A 16449-nucleotide genomic window follows, 5' to 3' on the forward strand; every position below is an offset into this window, starting at 1 on the left:
ACCTGACCTCGTTCAAGGTTTTTTCATTCCACCTCGCGACAAGCTTGTTCCAACGCTAAGCCTCTCTATTTAAAAAGAATCGCTTGTAGATAAAATGCTAAGCTCTAAAAAGAAATCGTTATGGATGGCGGTTAGCGACGGGTTGGCGGGCTCAATCAACACGCTCCCGTTCGCAAGTTATCTATTCATGCATTACTTCTTCAAAGGAAGCACCGCACTATGAAGCGAATCATTTTTGGCACATTGATTATTGCTCTTTTAAGCGCCTGTTCAAAAGATAACACGCACCAAGCGCTTGGCACCTTAGAGCGTGACCGCGTAACGTTTACCGCCACATCTAATGAGATAATTAGAGCCCTTCCTGTCAAAGAAGGCAGCTTGGTCAATGAGGGGGAAGTGTTGGTTCAGCTCGATACTAAGAATCAACAAGCAGTTCTTGCACACGCCGTTGCAGAGCAAGCCAAAGCGGGAGCGTATTTGCTTAAATTGACCAATGGTGAACGCCCAGAAGACATTGCTGCTGCATCGGCTCGCGTAGCCCGAGCGGAAGCGCAGCTCACCGAAGCGCAGAAAAACTATCAACGCAAAGCAGAACTGGTGCGTAAAAAACTCATCAGCCAATCCGAAAAAGATTCCGCTCTTGCGGCAAGGGACTCGGCGAGAGCCGAATTAGACTCAGCAAAAGAAGAGTTCAGTAAGCTCACCGCAGGTTCTCGCCTCGAAGACATCGAACAAGCTAAAGCCGCTTTAATGGCGGCAAAAGCCGAAGTGGCGTTGCAAGAGCAAAAACTGGCAGAACTCACCATCACGGCCACGCGTGACGGTACGCTCGATAATTTGCCTTACAATCTTGGCGAACGCGTACCAGTGAACGGTGTGGTTGCCGTGATTCAAGCCAACCGCGTGCCGTATGCGCGAGTGTATGTTCCTGCCGATTATCGAATCGGGTTTATTCCTGGGAAAACCGTGACGGTAAATGTCGATGGCCTTGAGAGTTCATTACAAGGCACCGTTCGTTGGGTGGCTAGTGAGCCTTCATTCACGCCCTACTTCGCACTAACCGAAGAAGAACGTTCACGATTGATGTATCTAGCAGAAGTTGATTTACCTGAGTCTGCAAAAACCTTGCCGTCAGGTGTGCCTGCCCAAGTAGATTTGGTGGAGTAAGCCAATGACCGAGTATGCAATTCAAGCTCAAAATGTGGTCAAAAAGTTCGGCGACTTTACTGCTATCAATAACATCACTCTCAACGTGCCCAAAGGCAGCATTTACGGATTTTTGGGGCCAAATGGTTGCGGTAAGTCGACCACCATTCGTGTGCTCACCGGCCTTCTCAGTCCAAGCGAAGGCAGTGTGGATGTGCTTGGATTAGAAATCCCAAAACAATCCGAACAACTGCGGCTCAAAATTGGTTACATGACACAAAAGTTCTCGTTGTACGATGACCTATCCGTTCAAGAGAACCTCGAATTTATTGGGCAAATTTTTGGTTTAAGCAGCAAGTCGCTGAAAGAGCGGATAGAAGAGCAGCTCACCACTTACGGGTTGGATCAATTGCGCAAACAGCGCGTAAGCGGCATGAGTGGCGGACAAAAGCAGCGTCTTTCACTCGCCGCCGCGACCATGCATAAACCCGAACTGCTATTTTTGGATGAGCCGACATCCGCCGTTGACCCCGAAAATCGACGCGATTTTTGGGAGCAGTTGTTCGACTTGTGCGATCAAGGTACGACGATTTTGGTCACCACGCATTACATGGACGAAGCGGAACGCTGCCACCGTCTGGCGATCATGGAATCGGGCGAAATTCGTGCCGATGGCGAGCCCGAACAGTTAATGGAACAGATGGGCGTTAATATCATTGAGGTGAAAGCCGACAAACTTCGTGAACTCAAAGAAAAGCTGATTCAACGTGACGAAGTTCGCTCTGCGGCGCAGTTGGGGATTCGTTTACGCATCCTTATCCACCAGCATGTCGAGCAACCGATTGAATGGTTAAAGCAGACGTTTCCCGAACTTCAAAACACTGAAATGAACCACGCTCGCCCAAGCTTAGAAGATGTTTTTGTCAGCGTGACAGGGAAAGGCCGCCAATGATGAAACCTATCGCCCGCATGAAAGCCGTCATGATCAAAGAGATTCGCCAACTTTCCCGTGACCGAATCACGTTTGGCATGGTGGTGATGATCCCGCTTATCCAGCTTTTGCTGTTTGGCTTCGCAATCAATACGGACATTCGCAACATTCCGGTAGGTGTTGTCGACCAAAGTGGCAGCACCGCTGGGCGGATCATTACCCAGTCCGTAAAAGTCACTCAAGTGGTGGATATCAAAGAAACCTATGCCACCGCGCAAGAGGCCGAACAAGCGATTCAAGATGGTATTGTGCGCGCCGTGCTGATTTTACCAAGCGATCTCACACAACGCATGATGCAAGGTCGAGAGCTTGGGCAATGGATTGTGGATGGGTCAGATACCATGATCAGCTCAGCAATATTGTCGTTGCAAACCATGCCATTGACCGATTTTGATTTCGAGATTCGCCCAGCGCCAAGCAAAACATTCGAAGTCGCACTCTACTACAACCCAAGTCGTCGTTCTGCGGTCAACATCGTACCCGGCTTACTCGGTGTGATTCTCACCATGACGATGATTTTGTTCACCAGTGCCGCGATTGTACGAGAACGTGAACGGGGAAATTTGGAGCTATTGATCACCACGCCCATCCACTCGATAGAGCTAATGGTGGCGAAAATCGTACCGTATATCTTTGTCGGCTTAATTCAGGTTTTCATCATTCTAGGGTTGGGACATTGGATTTTCGGCGTACCGATTAACGGTGCCATCAGCCAAATTCTGTTTGGAACCTTGTTGTTTATCGCCGCCAGCTTAACTTTAGGATTGGTCATATCCACCATCGCCACAACTCAGCTTCAAGCCATGCAAATGACGGTGTTCATTCTTCTGCCTTCAATTCTGCTGTCTGGATTTATGTTCCCTTACGAGGGCATGCCAGTCGCAGCACAGTGGATTTCAGAAGCCCTGCCCGCCACTCACTTTATGCGCATGATTCGAGGCATAGTGTTGCGAGGAGCGGATCTGATGGACTTATGGCGAGATACCCTTTGGTTGCTCGGGTTTACCGTATTTGGATTGGTCGTTGCGTCACTGAGGTTTAAGAAATCGCTCGATTAAACTTGCCAATTTTTCTCTTCCGCAGAAACAAAAATAGCCTCGACAATGAGGCTATTTTTGTTTGGATATTCAAATTTAGTTTTACCGGACTTAACTAAGCAACTCACCTTAATAATATTCGCCGTACGAGCAGTCTCGTAAGTCTGAAATACTGTAGTTTTTCAAAGAGTTGATTTTAAAGTTAAACACCACCTGTTTACAGACGACACCTTCACGATCGGTATAGGTAATAAAGCCTTCACTGTAAGCACGTTTGCCATCAGAAGACGTAACATCGGCCACGAGTTCTAAATGCCCTTTGTGCGCCTCTACGCGATTCATCATCTCAAACACATCCATCCACTCTTCGCGATTTGCCATTTGTATCAACATGGATTTGGCCTGTGTTTCCAACTGCTGCGGATACACGTAATAACGGTTGTAACCAAAGTATGCGCACATCAGTAATAAAACGAGTGCAAATGAGGTTGTTCTTGTCATGCAAGCTGCCTCTTGTTGTTATAAAAATCCTGCTTCGTTAGTTCAGTATAGGAAGCGAGCAAAGTTTAGGTCATGGAACTTGCTCAAATAACAGAGAACAGTCAGAGAGAGTCAATTCTATGACAAGCTCAGCACAGGTTTAACTTATGCAACACAACAAATTCTAAGGGCTTTAACTATGGAATATGCACACCGATCTGGGTTGTCACCATGCGGTGATCTGAGCCTTGTGGTAAAGCAGAGGATTCACGAGAGCAGATGATTCGCTGTCCTTGCTCAGATTTTAGCCACAAATGATCAATACCTATCATCATCGGCTCTGGCACGTTGATGCCTTTGATGTTAGTTGGCCAGCTCGTCACTGGCGCGGTTTGAAAACTCGGGAACAGCGTAGCAAAACGAGGGCTAACCGAGGAGAGATTGAAATCCCCCACAACCAACACCTCTGGCTCGGGATAAAGCGCGGTCAGCATTTCTATAGTTCGCACCAGCGCATTTCTTTGATGCCAAAGCTCGCTGGTTCTTGGTGACGGTGGATGAGCCGCAAACAAAGTGATCGGTGCTTGACCTTTAGGCAACCAAACCGCTCTGATGACTTCTTGTCCATTTGGCGCACGATAAACCGAAACCTCCGTGATCGGGTGTCGGCTAAGAATCATCAAATTTGATGGGTACCCTACGTCACGTTGGCCACCATAATAATGCGGATAGACATCATCCAACATGTGCAAAAGGCTGCCAACACGCGGCGTCAGCTCTTGCATCACCACCAAATCAGCAGGATGCCTCAACAGATAGTTGATGAACTGATTGATGTCCGAGTTTTCGTAAAAAAGATTGAATTGAATGACGCTCAACGAGTGCGAGCAAGACGCCACATGGCTGCGCTGCGACGGAACAAGTAACGAGACAAACAAAATAGCGACAAAGGCGGAAAATGCACTTTGCAACCATCGACGAGTGATGAAAAACGCCGATGCTAAAGCAACGTAAGTGAACACAATGAGGGCGGGAATCGAGGTAAGATTCTCCGCCCACCAAATATGTTCAATTTGCCTGACCGCCAGCCAAATAAGAGCGGGTAGAAGCAATATGATCCACTTAAAAACGCTCGGCACACGCACTGCTCGTTTCGCTATTACATATCATAAGCTTAAATGCAATTTCTCAACTCGCCAGTGCGTGAAGCGTTGATGTTAGACGTAGTGTACCGCCTCCTCGACAGGCTCTGGTTGAGCGGCCATTTCACTGATTTCAATCTTCACCGCTGCGACTTTGAATTCAGGAATTTTCGCATGCGGGTCCGTTGCCGTAGTCGTCAATCGGTTAACTGGCGACTCAACGAAATGGAAAGGAATAAACACGACGCCTTTTTGCATTCGCTTGGTCACAAACGCATCAATTTCGATGCTGCCACGACGAGTCGACACTTTTAGGCGCTGACCATTATGGATACCAATTGCTTCAGCATCTTCAACGCTGATCATCGCTCTTGGCCCAGCAAGATTATCCAACCCTTTCGTTTTGCGTGTCATCGTACCGGTGTGGAACTGTTCTAGCACACGCCCTGTTGTAAGCACCAAAGGATACTCTTCATCAGGCAACTCGGCTGCATAGCGGAACGGCACGCCCACCATTTGCCCTTTCCCTCGGGTAAATTGGGTTTGGTGCATAATACGAGTACCGTTTGGATTGTTCTTGTTACTTGGCCATTGAACACCGTTCGGCGTGATCGCGTCCCAACGCAACCCTGCATATTGCGGCGTTACACGCGCGATCTCACTAGTGATTTCAGAAACACACTGGTAATGCCAATCGCTGCCCATCGCGTTTGCGATCGCTTGAATGATCCACCAATCTTCTTTCGCCTCACCCGGCGCTTTCACTGCCGCATTAACGCGCTGCACGCGTCGCTCAGTATTGGTGAAGTGACCGGATTTTTCCGCAAATGAACAAGAAGGCAATACCACATCGGCGTACTGCGCCGTCTCGGTGAGGAAGATGTCTTGCACGACCAAGAAGTCGAGTGCTTCCAACCCTTCAATCACGTGTGCTTGGTTTGGATCGCTCAGTACTGGGTTTTCGCCCATGATGTACATCCCGCGAACTTCTCGTTTGCACGCCGCATCGATGATTTCCGTTAGGGTAAGCCCTTGCTCAGAAGGTAAGTTCGGCGCATCCCACTCAATCGCGAATTTCTGACGAACAATCGGGTTATACACTTTTTGATATCCCGGATAACAGTTCGGCAATGCGCCCATATCACACGCACCTTGTACGTTTGATTGACCGCGCAGTGGGTTAATACCACCACCCTCAATACCGATGTTGCCACACAACAATTGCAGGTTTGCAATCGAACGAACGTTGTCGTGCCCTGTTGTATGCTGGGTAATACCCATTGAGTAATACACCGCCGTGCGTTTTGCCGTACCAATCATTCGCGCCATCGCGAAAATATCGTCCGCTTTTACGCCCGTTACTAACTCAACTTTATCGAGGTTGTACGCTGGCGACATCACCTCCTGAAGCAAGGTATCAAAGCCGTCGACGCGCTCTTCGATGTATTCTTGATCGTACCAACCATTTTTGATGATTTGCTGCATCACGCCATTGAGCAACATAACATCCGTACCCGGACGATGCGCCAAGTACAGCTCTGCATGTTCGGCCATGTCTACTCGTTTCGGGTCTGCCACAATCAAGCGCGCCCCGTGATGACGAATCGCCTGTTTGATGTGCGAAGCGATGATCGGGTGCGCAGATGTGGTGTCAGAACCGATAATAAAGATCACATCGGAATGCTTAATGCTTGGAATGTCGTTGGTCATCGCACCACTCCCCAACGATGCTTCAAGCCCTGTCACACTTGATGCGTGACACAAACGTGCGCAGTGATCAACGTTGTTCGTACCAAGTTCACGACGGATGAATTTTTGAAACGCGTAGTTATCTTCGTTAGTAGTTTTCGCTGAAGAGAATCCGGCCAGTGCGTTGCTACCAAAATCTTGCTTGATGGTCGAAAGCTTCGAAGCCACTAGCTGAATCGCTTCGTCCCAACTTGCTGGCTGCAACCAACCATCTTTACGAATCAGTGGTGTCGTTAAACGCTCTTCGCTGCTAATGAAATCAAAACCAAAACGGCCTTTCACGCACAGCATACCTTGGTTAACCGGCGAATCCGCCCCTTTTACACAGCGGATTTTGTTTTGTTGCTCATCGACAAACATGGTCAACTTACAACCCACACCACAATAGGTACAAATGGTATCGACGGCTTTTAAATGTTCGGTTCTGCCTTGAGAGCGGTCACGGCTGTCCACCATCGCGCCCGTTGGACATGCCTGAACACACGCCCCACATTGCACGCATTTTGAATCGCCCATGAGCGTCAAACCGCTGCAACCTACGCCTTTTTCATCGGAGCGGAATCGTGGACGATCATCTGGTCTTAAAGCTGGTCGGCCATTTTTATCCGACACAAAACTCAACACACCATGTACCGCTTGCTCGCGGCATGCTTGAATACACTGACCACAACTGATGCAGCGGTTAGCATCAAATTCAATGAACTCAGAACTGCGGTCTACTTCGTATTTGTGACGAAGATCTTTCGCTCGCAAATCGAGCCAATCTTGATGACCAATCACGCTAGCAGAGGAAACGTCCACGGAAACATCGAAATGTTGCTCGGCATGATATTCCGTTGAGTAATCTCGCAAGGCACAGTCGGTATTCGCTTGGCAACCACACTCTAAGCAGCGCGCCGCTTCTTTCATGGCCTCTTCGTTATCAAAGCCCAGTTCCACTTCAGCAAAACTCTGCTCACGCTGCGCTGGGGTCAACTCTGGCATGATTGAACGAGCAACTTTTTGGATGTTTTCAAAATGAAGTGGGTCAACCTGCGCCAGTTTTTTCTCTTTACGAGAGTTGAACGCAGGTTTCGGCATGTCCGCCATATCGCCATGGAGGAACAGATCAATCGCTTTTGCCGCAACTCGCCCATCTCCCACTGCTTCAACCGCTGTCGCAGGACCACGACGAAAATCACCGATACTGAAGATATTGCCCGTACCCGTGTGCATGGTTTGCGAGTCGGACTCAGATGTGTTCCAACGTGTTAGTGGAATAGACAAATCATCGTTTTCTAAGAAGCTGAGATCCGGCTTTTGCGATACCGCTGCAATCACGGTATCAAATGCTTCAGTAAAGAACTCACCCGTTGGTTTCGGGCTACGACGACCAGACGCATCTGGCTCACCTAACGCCATTCGCTCTAATCGAATTGCCTTCACGCGGCCGTTTTCATCCGCGATGTTTTCCGCCGGATTCGTTAAGAAATGGAACTTCACGCCCTCATGTTCAGCTTCGACGATTTCGTAGTCTTCGGCTGGCATTTCGTCGCGAGTTCGACGATAGATCAAAGTGGTATCGGCACCCGCACGACGCGCCGTACGCGCACAGTCGATCGCAGTGTTACCACCACCAATCACGGCAACTTTTTTGCCCGTAACGTAGTTTTGTTCTGTAACGTAATCTTTCAGGTAATCAACACCGAGATAACAACCGTCCAAGTCGCTACCAGAATAATTCATTTCTACCGCTTGAGACGCCCCCACTGCCAAACAGACAGCATCGTAGTCTTCACTCAATTGAGACAGCGTGAAATCAACACCAAGCTTTTTGTTGGTTTCAACTTGCATGCCGTTGCGGCACATCAGTTCGATTTCTTTGTCTAGAATGTCTTTGGGTAGGCGATATTCAGGAATGCCATAGCGTAGCCAACCGCCTGCTTTTGGCATGGACTCAAATACGGTGACGTCATAACCTTCATTCGACAAGTAATAACCTGCCGTTAAGCCACCGGGGCCACTACCAACAACGGCGATCTTGCGATGCTTCGCTGGTTTTTTCTCTGGGACATACGCTTCATGCGCCGCTAAATCTGCGTCTGCGGCATGGCGTTTGAGTTGGCGAATGGCAATCGGCTCATCCACCAAAGAACGGCGACACTCACTTTCGCAGAATGCCGGACACACACGCCCAATCGATAACGGCATTGGTAGTGTGCGTTTAATAACTTCAATCGCTTTTTGATGATCGTTTTGCGAGATATGGTAGAGATAAGATTGGATGTCTACCCCAGCAGGACACGCCGTTTTGCATGGAGCTTCACAGTCTGCGTAGTGGTCCGTCATGATTCGGTTGAGCGCTTTTCTGCGGTGCTCACTAAGTTGTTCTGATTGTGTGACGACATTGAGACCGCGGTACACTTTGAGATCACAGGCGCGCTTAGTTCCGCCACTTTCCACTTCGACCACACACAAATCACACGGAATTTTCTCGTTACTTTTGTTCATTCCGCACAGTGAAGGGATTTCGACCCCGCACACTTTGGCTGCTTCCAGAAGGGTTAGCCCCTCTTCTACAATTCTATATTTTCCATCGATGACAATTTCTATCATACAACCCCCGAAGCAGGCACACTAAACCTTACATTCTATAAGGATAACCCCTACCATGGAAAGTTCGTGTGACAAAAAACTCACTAGCGAGATATTTCTTAGCGATTAATATGTCCAATTGACTTTAAGATGTAGAACTCATTATCTCGAAGTGGGGTCGGTATAATCCTTGACTTTACCCCTAGGGTAACCTTTATTATTTAAGGGTTACTCGATATATAAGCTCATTTTGACTGGAAACCGTATGCGTCTGAAATCATTGCATACAATTTGGCTAACGTTATGTACAACGCTGATACTGCTGGTATCTAGCGTGGTAAATAGTGCGCCTTTAATGAGCCTAAAAATGATGTCGAGTGATGCCATGATGTCTGCTCACATGACGGAAATGGCAAGCGAGAACGATCACTGCGGCTCCCCGAGTATGAGCATGGAGATGGCCTCATCGTTGAGCTCCGACTCTGCAGAGATTACCATGAGCTGTGTTGATGGCTCCGGTATGATCCACAATTGCTGTACAGCATCTTGCTCATTCGTTTTTGTCCCATTACCAGTCACTGACAGCCAGCTCTCCCCATTGGCTTGTCGCGCATCCATTGCCTCAGAAATTACCGCACCAGTGGTACAAGTCACCCATGATTTGTATCGGCCTCCGATAGTTTAATCCATACAAAGCATTCGACCCTGCATCGCTTTGCAGGCAGTTTCTTTGCGCCCAACTGATAGCGTGCTCACCTCAGCTATTCGCTCGTAACTCCATTTGTTACCTGCTATTTAGCGATAAAAAAGTGCGTCATCCGTTTGGCAAATACCAACGCTCTCCCGCTCGGTTCAATCGATCCCGAAACGCAAAAGAGCTTGGTATCAATTTGGATGTAAATTATGGAATTCAACCCAAATCGCTTAGTGGCACCAGTATGCTCACTGGCTCTGGTTGCCCTACCTGCTTTCAATGTGGTGGCACAATCGCCAGCCAATACGAAAGCACAACAAGAAGCGCAAGCTCAATCAATCCAAGCTCAGTCAACCAATGAGCTAGCAAACCTCATTAGCGTTGCGTTGAGTAACGATGGCAACCGTAAGCAGTTCTATGCTCAATCGGAAGCAATGCGTGAAACAGGCGTAGCCAGCGCAACCTTGATGGACCCGAAATTGAAAGTCGGTTTTGGTGGTTTGCCTGTCGATAGCTTCAAATTTGACGAGGATCCGATGACCAATATCTCCGTCGGTTTGATGCAACAGTTCGAACGAGGCTCGACGCTCGACCTTCAACAAAAGAAAGCCAATCAACAAGCCGATGGTTTGTCGTTGCAAGTTCACGCACGGGAGCTTGAAGTGGCAAACAGCATGACTCAGCTTTGGTTGGAGTTGGGCTATCAGCAGAAAGCAGAGCAAATTTTGCTAGAAAACCGTCGGCTCATGACGGAGATGGAAAACTTCATTCAAACCAATTACTCAATCGGCAAAAGCGAAGCGCAAGATTTACTGAATGCACAGCTTCAAGTGAGTAAGTTGGATGAAAAGCTGCAAGCCAACGCACAAATGCAGCGCCGTTTGGTCTCGCAACTCTCAGAATGGCTGGGCTCTGACTGGCTCAATACCTATACCCAAAACGGACGCTCAACACTTCAAGCCAGCAACACACTGACTTGGGCGTCATTAAACCAAAAGTTGTCTGCAAATAGCGAAACGACCAAGCACTACCAACAGTTGAGTGATCACCCGATGGTGAAAATGGCAGACGTAAGTATTTCTGCCAATGAAACTCAAGTGGACATTGCAGAGCAAGCTTACACGCCTCAATTCGGTGTGGAAGTGATGTACGCCTATCGTCAAGCCAACAATATGAAAGGCGAACCTGCATCGGATTTGGTGAGCGCGTATCTAACAATGGACATTCCCCTGTTCACTGGCAATCGCCAAGACCGCAACTTAGCCGCCGCTCAGTATCAAGTGGGTGCTGCTCGCTCACAAAAAGATACGTTACTGACTCAGATGAACGCGAAGGTCAACACATTGCTGGTTGATCGCGCCAACTTGAGTCAGCGTTTAGAGCGTTATCAATCCACCTTACTTCCCCAAGTTCAAGCTCGTATTCACGCGGTAGAAAGGGGTTATCAAAACAACACCGCACAGTTTAACGACGTGATCATGGCAAGCACAGACGAGCTGGCGCTAAAGCTCGAACAGCAACGTCTTATTACCGATTTAAACATCGTAAACAGCAACTTAGCGGCTTTATTGGGTGGTTTCGAATATCAAGTATCCGCACCCAACATTACGCCTGAAGCAAGCGCGAACTAAAACAAAAACATGAGAGAACCCAAGTTTGGGGACGATGGCGAATGCACACCAATAAACAATCAACATCGCTGTCATGCCTCATGGGGAAAATAAGGAATTAGGAATGAGTTCAAATTCAATCAAGATAGCAACCATCGCTCTGCTTGTTGGCGGGGCACTAGGGTTTGGCGTTAATCAGTACCTATCTGGTGCAAACCACGACATGAGTGGCTCAGGCGCTAACGCTGCAAGCAGCTCAAACGAACCACTCTATTGGGTTGCTCCAATGGATCCAAATTATAAGCGCGACAAACCGGGCAAATCGCCAATGGGCATGGACTTGATCCCAGTGTACGCTGAAGATCTCGCGGGTGAACAAGACAAACCCGGCACGGTAAAAATTGACCCATCAGTTGAAAACAACTTAGGTGTAAAAACCGCTCAAGTCTCTTTAGAGCAACTTTCACCTCGGATTGAAACTGTCGGCTATATCGCATTTGACGAAAGCCATTTGTGGCAAACCAACGTTCGCGTGGCCGGCTGGGTTGAAAAGCTTTACATCAATGCCGTGGGTGAAAAGGTCAAAAAAGGCGATGTGCTGTTCACGCTGTACTCGCCTGAGCTAGTCAAAGCACAAGAAGAGCTGCTGAACGCCTACCGAACTGGGCGTAATGGCCTGGTGAAAGGCGCGACAGAACGTTTAGTGACACTGGGTGTTGATCGTTCTCAAATCAGAGCCATCACTCAACGCGGGAAAGCATCGCAAACTATTGAAATTAAAGCTCCGGAAGATGGCGTCATCGCGAGTTTGAACGTTCGTGAAGGTGGTTACCTATCCCCTGCTCAAGCGGTAATCAGCGCGGGCCCACTTGAAAACGTATGGGTGGATGCCGAAGTATTTGAGCGCCAAGCTCACTGGATGAAAGCAGGAAGTAGCGCCACTATGACGCTTGATGCTATTCCAGGCAATGAATGGAAAGGGGTTGTCGACTACGTATACCCTATTCTGGATCCTAAAACTCGTACCTTGCGTGTACGCCTCAAGTTCCCTAACCCGAATGGCGATCTTAAACCTAATATGTTTGCCAACATTGCCCTTCAACCAGTCACTGATAACGCAGTTATGACGATTCCTAAGTCTTCCGTTATTCGATCCGGCGGTATGACCCGAGTCGTGTTGTCTGAAGGCGATGGTAAATACCGCTCAACGCGCATCAAAGTTGGGCGTGAAGCCGACGACAAAATCGAGGTGCTGCAAGGTCTGTCTCAAGATGATCGCATCGTAACCTCTGCGCACTTTATGTTGGATTCGGAATCGAGCCAAACGGCTGATCTATCCCGTATTTCATCACCTACTGAAGCCAAAGTAGAAACAGTTTGGGCTAAGGGTGAAATTACCGATGTGATGAAAGATCACCGTATGTTGACCATTAATCATCAGCCCGTAGCAGAGTGGAATTGGCCGGGTATGGTCATGAACTTTACCCTCGCAGATGACGTTGATGTGGGCACTCTGCAAAAAGGCCAAGCTATCGAGTTTGAAATTCAGAAAACAGAGTCCGGTCAATATGAAGTCGTTGACTACAAAGCCGATGACAGCGTTGTCGTGACTGACGTATGGATTACCGGAGATATCAGCATGTTGATGGCGGATTTTGGGATGATAACTCTCAACCACCTCCCAGTTGCAGAATGGAACTGGGAGGCAGGAGAGATGAACTTCTCTGTAGGTAATGAAGTGGATCTATCCGGATTCAAAGAGGGTCAGAAAGTCCGATTTCTAGTTGAAAAACAAGGAGCTGACTACGTCTTGAAGCAACTTGAAGCGGTTGAGGGCTAACTATGATTGGAGCAATAATCCGCTGGTCGATCAAAAACCGTTTCATGGTTTTGATCGCAACCTTAGCGCTTGTTTTAACCGGACTTTACAGTGTAAAGAATACACCTGTAGACGCCATTCCGGATCTTTCTGATGTTCAGGTGATCATCAAAACAAGCTACCCAGGCCAAGCACCTCAAGTAGTTGAAGATCAAGTTACTTACCCGCTAACCACCGCCATGCTCGCCGTACCAGGAGCGGAAACAGTTCGTGGTTATTCATTCTTTGGTGACTCATATGTTTATATCATTTTTAACGATGATACCGACATGTATTGGGCACGTTCGCGCGTTTTAGAGTACCTAAGCCAAGTAGCACCTAAATTACCACCGAGTGCAAAACCGACATTAGGACCAGATGCAACGGGTGTGGGCTGGGTCTACAGCTATGTACTGCAAGATAAAACTGGCAACCATGATCTTGCTGATCTACGCAGTATGCAAGACTGGTTCTTGAAATATGAGCTGCAAACCGTCGATGGCGTCTCTGAAGTCGCAACCGTTGGCGGTATGGTGAAGCAATATCAAGTTCAGATTGACCCAGCTAAGCTACGTGCTTACGACCTGACACTGCAACAAGTGAACATGGCGATCCAAAACGGCAATCAGGAAACGGGCGCCTCTGTTGTTGAAGTAGCGGAAGCGGAACATATGGTTCGCACTACAGGTTACCTAACGAGTATTGAGGATATTGAATCACTCCCGCTCAAAGTGACAGAGAAAGGTACACCGCTCTTATTGGGCGACATTGCAGACATCAACTTAGGTCCGCAAATGCGTCGCGGCATCTCTGAGCTTAACGGCGAAGGTGAAGCGGTTGGTGGCGTTATTGTCATGCGATTCGGCGAAAATGCGAGTGAAGTCATCAGAAAAGTTAAAGACAAACTGGAAGATTTACAGCGCAGCTTACCGGATGGTGTAGAAATCGTGCCTACTTACGATCGCTCCACGCTGATTAACGCTGCCGTAGAAAACTTGTGGAAGAAATTGGCGGAAGAATTCATCGTCGTGGCGATTGTTTGTGCCCTCTTCCTATTTCACATCCGTTCGTCTTTGGTGATCGCTCTGAGCTTGCCCGTCGGTATTTTATCCGCGTTTATCGTCATGCATTCTCAAGGCATTAATGCCAACATCATGTCGCTCGGGGGGATTGCCATAGCCATCGGTGCTATGGTGGATGGTGCCATCGTAATGATAGAAAACGTTCACAAGCATATTGAACGAACGCCTCTCACGGATAAGAACCGCTGGCAAGTGATTGGCAAAGCCGCTGAAGAAGTGGGCGCGCCCCTGTTCTTCTCACTGCTTATCATCACGTTAAGCTTTGTGCCAGTGTTTGCACTGGAAGGTCAAGAAGGCAAGATGTTCTCCCCTCTCGCCTTTACTAAGACTTATGCCATGGCCGCTGCGGCAGGTTTGGCAATTACCCTCGTACCTGTGCTAATGGGGTATTTCATCCGTGGCAACGTATTACCAGAGCATAAGAATCCAGTAAATAGAGGCTTAATTGCGCTGTATCGCCCGTTGCTGAATACCAGCCTCAAGTACCCTAAGAGTATGATCGTTATCGCTTTAGGCCTAATGGCGTCAGCTTACTATCCAACCAGTCAACTGGGTAGCGAGTTCATCCCACCATTGGATGAAGGCGATTTGATGTACATGCCGACCACCTACCCGGGCATTTCCATCGGTAAAGCACGTGAGTTGGTTCAGCAAACGAACAAGCTGATCAAAACCGTACCGGAAGTTAAAACGGTTTGGGGCAAGATTGGCCGTGCAGAAACGGCCACCGACCCTGCACCACTCACCATGATTGAAACGGTAATTCAGCTCAAACCTCATGACCAATGGCGTGAAGGTGTGACCACTGAGTCATTGCGTAAAGAGTTCGACAATCTCGTGCAGTTCCCGGGGCTAACCAACGCGTGGGTAATGCCGATCAAAACGCGTATTGACATGCTGGCGACCGGTATTAAAACGCCAATTGGGATCAAAATCGCAGGCCCAGACCTGAAAGAGATCGAAAAAATTGGTGCTCAGCTGGAACCTATTCTTAATAGCGTTCACGGTACCTCATCTGTATATGCGGAGCGTGTCGCGGGTGGCCGTTACGTAACGATTGATATCAAACGCCGCGCAGCTGCGAGATATGGATTGAGCATCAAAGACGTTCAGCAAGTCATCTCAACCGCTGTCGGTGGTATGAATGTTGGAGAAACCATTGAAGGGCTAGAGCGCTACCCTATCAACGTCCGCTACCCGCAAGACTACCGTGACTCGGTTGTTAAACTGCAAAACCTACCACTGGTAACCCCCAACGGCGCACGCATCGCACTCGCAGACGTGGCAGATATTCGTTATGAAGATGGTCCACCGATGATCAAAACCGAAAACGCGCGTCCAAACGGTTGGGTTTTCGTGGATATCGAAGGTCGTGACCTAGGCTCATACGTAGTGGAAGCACAACAAGTAGTAGCAGATCAACTTGAATTACCTGCGGGTTATTCGCTGGCTTGGTCAGGTCAGTACGAATACATGGAACGCGCCAAAGACCGCTTAAGTGTCGTAGTACCAATCACTATTGCGATCATCATGATGCTACTTTACTTCAGCTTTCGCCGTGTAGGTGAGGTGCTGATCATCATGCTGACGCTGCCTTTAGCAATGGTTGGTGGCTTATGGCTGATGCATTATCTGAACTACAACTTCTCTATTGCCGTGGGGGTTGGGTTTATCGCCCTCGCCGGCGTTGCGGTGGAGATAGGCGTCATCATGCTGGTGTATCTCAACCAAGCGTGGCACCACCGAAAACTGGATGCAGAAGAGAAACAACGACCGCTTCAAGCACGGGATCTTACAGACGCAATTCGCGAAGGCGCTGGCTTGCGTGTGCGGCCTGTCATGATGACCGTATTAACGGTAATCATTGGTCTTATTCCAATCATGTACGGCGAGGGGACAGGCTCTGAAGTGATGCAACGCATCGCTGCACCGATGATTGGTGGCATGGCCTCTGCCCTGCTGTTAACGCTGCTTGTGTTACCTGCCATCTTCAAGCTGTGGAAACAGCGTGAAGTGAAATCAACTCAACACCAAGATAAATAACAACGAGCGCCATTATTCAGAAGAATAATGGCGCGATATCTAA

General features: G+C 48.5%; 10 protein-coding genes. 7 read left to right on the plus strand and 3 right to left on the minus strand.

Annotated elements, in window-relative coordinates; genetic code table 11:
- Positions 1–219: 219 nt before the first annotated feature.
- The 3 genes from L3V32_RS11920 to L3V32_RS11930 are packed head-to-tail and all read left to right on the plus strand — an operon-like array spanning position 220 to position 3195.
- The gene (locus tag L3V32_RS11920) at positions 220–1167 is read left to right on the plus strand and encodes an HlyD family secretion protein (RefSeq protein ID WP_053300641.1); all 948 of its coding nucleotides are present in this window, start codon (positions 220–222) and stop codon (positions 1165–1167) included.
- A gap of 4 nt (positions 1168–1171) precedes the next feature.
- Positions 1172–2098, plus strand: a complete 927-nt coding sequence (locus L3V32_RS11925; protein ID WP_047725664.1) for an ABC transporter ATP-binding protein — start codon at positions 1172–1174, stop codon at positions 2096–2098.
- A complete protein-coding gene (locus L3V32_RS11930; protein WP_005498311.1) occupies positions 2098–3195 on the plus strand; it encodes an ABC transporter permease in 1098 nt (365 codons plus the stop codon). Before L3V32_RS11925 ends, L3V32_RS11930 begins: the two co-directional genes overlap by 1 nt.
- Positions 3196–3303: 108 nt before the next feature.
- On the opposite strand, the gene L3V32_RS11935 is transcribed toward L3V32_RS11930, so the two are convergent.
- The 3 genes from L3V32_RS11935 to fdhF form a co-directional block, all read right to left on the minus strand.
- On the minus strand, positions 3304–3675 hold the full coding sequence (locus L3V32_RS11935; protein WP_005391248.1) for a hypothetical protein: 372 nt from the start codon (positions 3673–3675) through the stop codon (positions 3304–3306).
- A 176-nt stretch (positions 3676–3851) separates the two neighbouring features.
- Positions 3852–4799 (minus strand): endonuclease/exonuclease/phosphatase family protein, encoded by a 948-nt coding sequence (locus L3V32_RS11940; protein WP_237284362.1) that lies wholly within the window; start codon positions 4797–4799, stop codon positions 3852–3854.
- Positions 4800–4871: 72 nt separating this feature from the next.
- The gene (gene fdhF / locus L3V32_RS11945) at positions 4872–9140 is read right to left on the minus strand and encodes a formate dehydrogenase subunit alpha (protein WP_237284363.1); all 4269 of its coding nucleotides are present in this window, start codon (positions 9138–9140) and stop codon (positions 4872–4874) included.
- Positions 9141–9384: 244 nt separating this feature from the next.
- Here fdhF and L3V32_RS11950 point away from each other — a divergent pair, with 244 nt between their 5' ends.
- The 4 genes from L3V32_RS11950 to L3V32_RS11965 all read left to right on the plus strand — a co-directional run bounded on the left by L3V32_RS11950 (position 9385) and on the right by L3V32_RS11965 (position 16406).
- Complete coding sequence (locus L3V32_RS11950) at positions 9385–9804, plus strand: hypothetical protein (protein WP_005391253.1); 420 nt, start codon at positions 9385–9387, stop codon at positions 9802–9804.
- 218 nt (positions 9805–10022) lie between these two features.
- A complete protein-coding gene (locus L3V32_RS11955; protein ID WP_237284364.1) occupies positions 10023–11444 on the plus strand; it encodes a TolC family protein in 1422 nt (473 codons plus the stop codon).
- A gap of 103 nt (positions 11445–11547) precedes the next feature.
- Positions 11548–13263 (plus strand): efflux RND transporter periplasmic adaptor subunit, encoded by a 1716-nt coding sequence (locus L3V32_RS11960; RefSeq protein ID WP_005391256.1) that lies wholly within the window; start codon positions 11548–11550, stop codon positions 13261–13263.
- A 2-nt stretch (positions 13264–13265) separates the two neighbouring features.
- Positions 13266–16406: an efflux RND transporter permease subunit gene (locus L3V32_RS11965; protein ID WP_237284365.1), complete on the plus strand. Its 3141-nt coding sequence runs from the start codon at positions 13266–13268 to the stop codon at positions 16404–16406.
- The last annotated feature ends 43 nt before the right edge of the window (positions 16407–16449 follow it).

Origin of the sequence: Vibrio sp. J2-4 (assembly GCF_021728155.1) — a bacterium.
Lineage (GTDB): Bacteria > Pseudomonadota > Gammaproteobacteria > Enterobacterales > Vibrionaceae > Vibrio > Vibrio diabolicus.

What these genes read in the sequence shown, in the direction of transcription:
- L3V32_RS11920 (WP_053300641.1), top strand. Translation starts at nt 220, where the DNA reads ATGAAGCGAATCATTTTTGGCACATTGATTATTGCTCTTTTAAGCGCC.
- L3V32_RS11925 (WP_047725664.1), top strand. Translation starts at nt 1,172, where the DNA reads ATGACCGAGTATGCAATTCAAGCTCAAAATGTGGTCAAAAAGTTCGGC.
- L3V32_RS11930 (WP_005498311.1), top strand. Translation starts at nt 2,098, where the DNA reads ATGAAACCTATCGCCCGCATGAAAGCCGTCATGATCAAAGAGATTCGC.
- L3V32_RS11935 (WP_005391248.1), bottom strand. Translation starts at nt 3,675, where the DNA reads ATGACAAGAACAACCTCATTTGCACTCGTTTTATTACTGATGTGCGCA.
- fdhF (WP_237284363.1), bottom strand. Translation starts at nt 9,140, where the DNA reads ATGATAGAAATTGTCATCGATGGAAAATATAGAATTGTAGAAGAGGGG.
- L3V32_RS11950 (WP_005391253.1), top strand. Translation starts at nt 9,385, where the DNA reads ATGCGTCTGAAATCATTGCATACAATTTGGCTAACGTTATGTACAACG.
- L3V32_RS11955 (WP_237284364.1), top strand. Translation starts at nt 10,023, where the DNA reads ATGGAATTCAACCCAAATCGCTTAGTGGCACCAGTATGCTCACTGGCT.
- L3V32_RS11960 (WP_005391256.1), top strand. Translation starts at nt 11,548, where the DNA reads ATGAGTTCAAATTCAATCAAGATAGCAACCATCGCTCTGCTTGTTGGC.
- L3V32_RS11965 (WP_237284365.1), top strand. Translation starts at nt 13,266, where the DNA reads ATGATTGGAGCAATAATCCGCTGGTCGATCAAAAACCGTTTCATGGTT.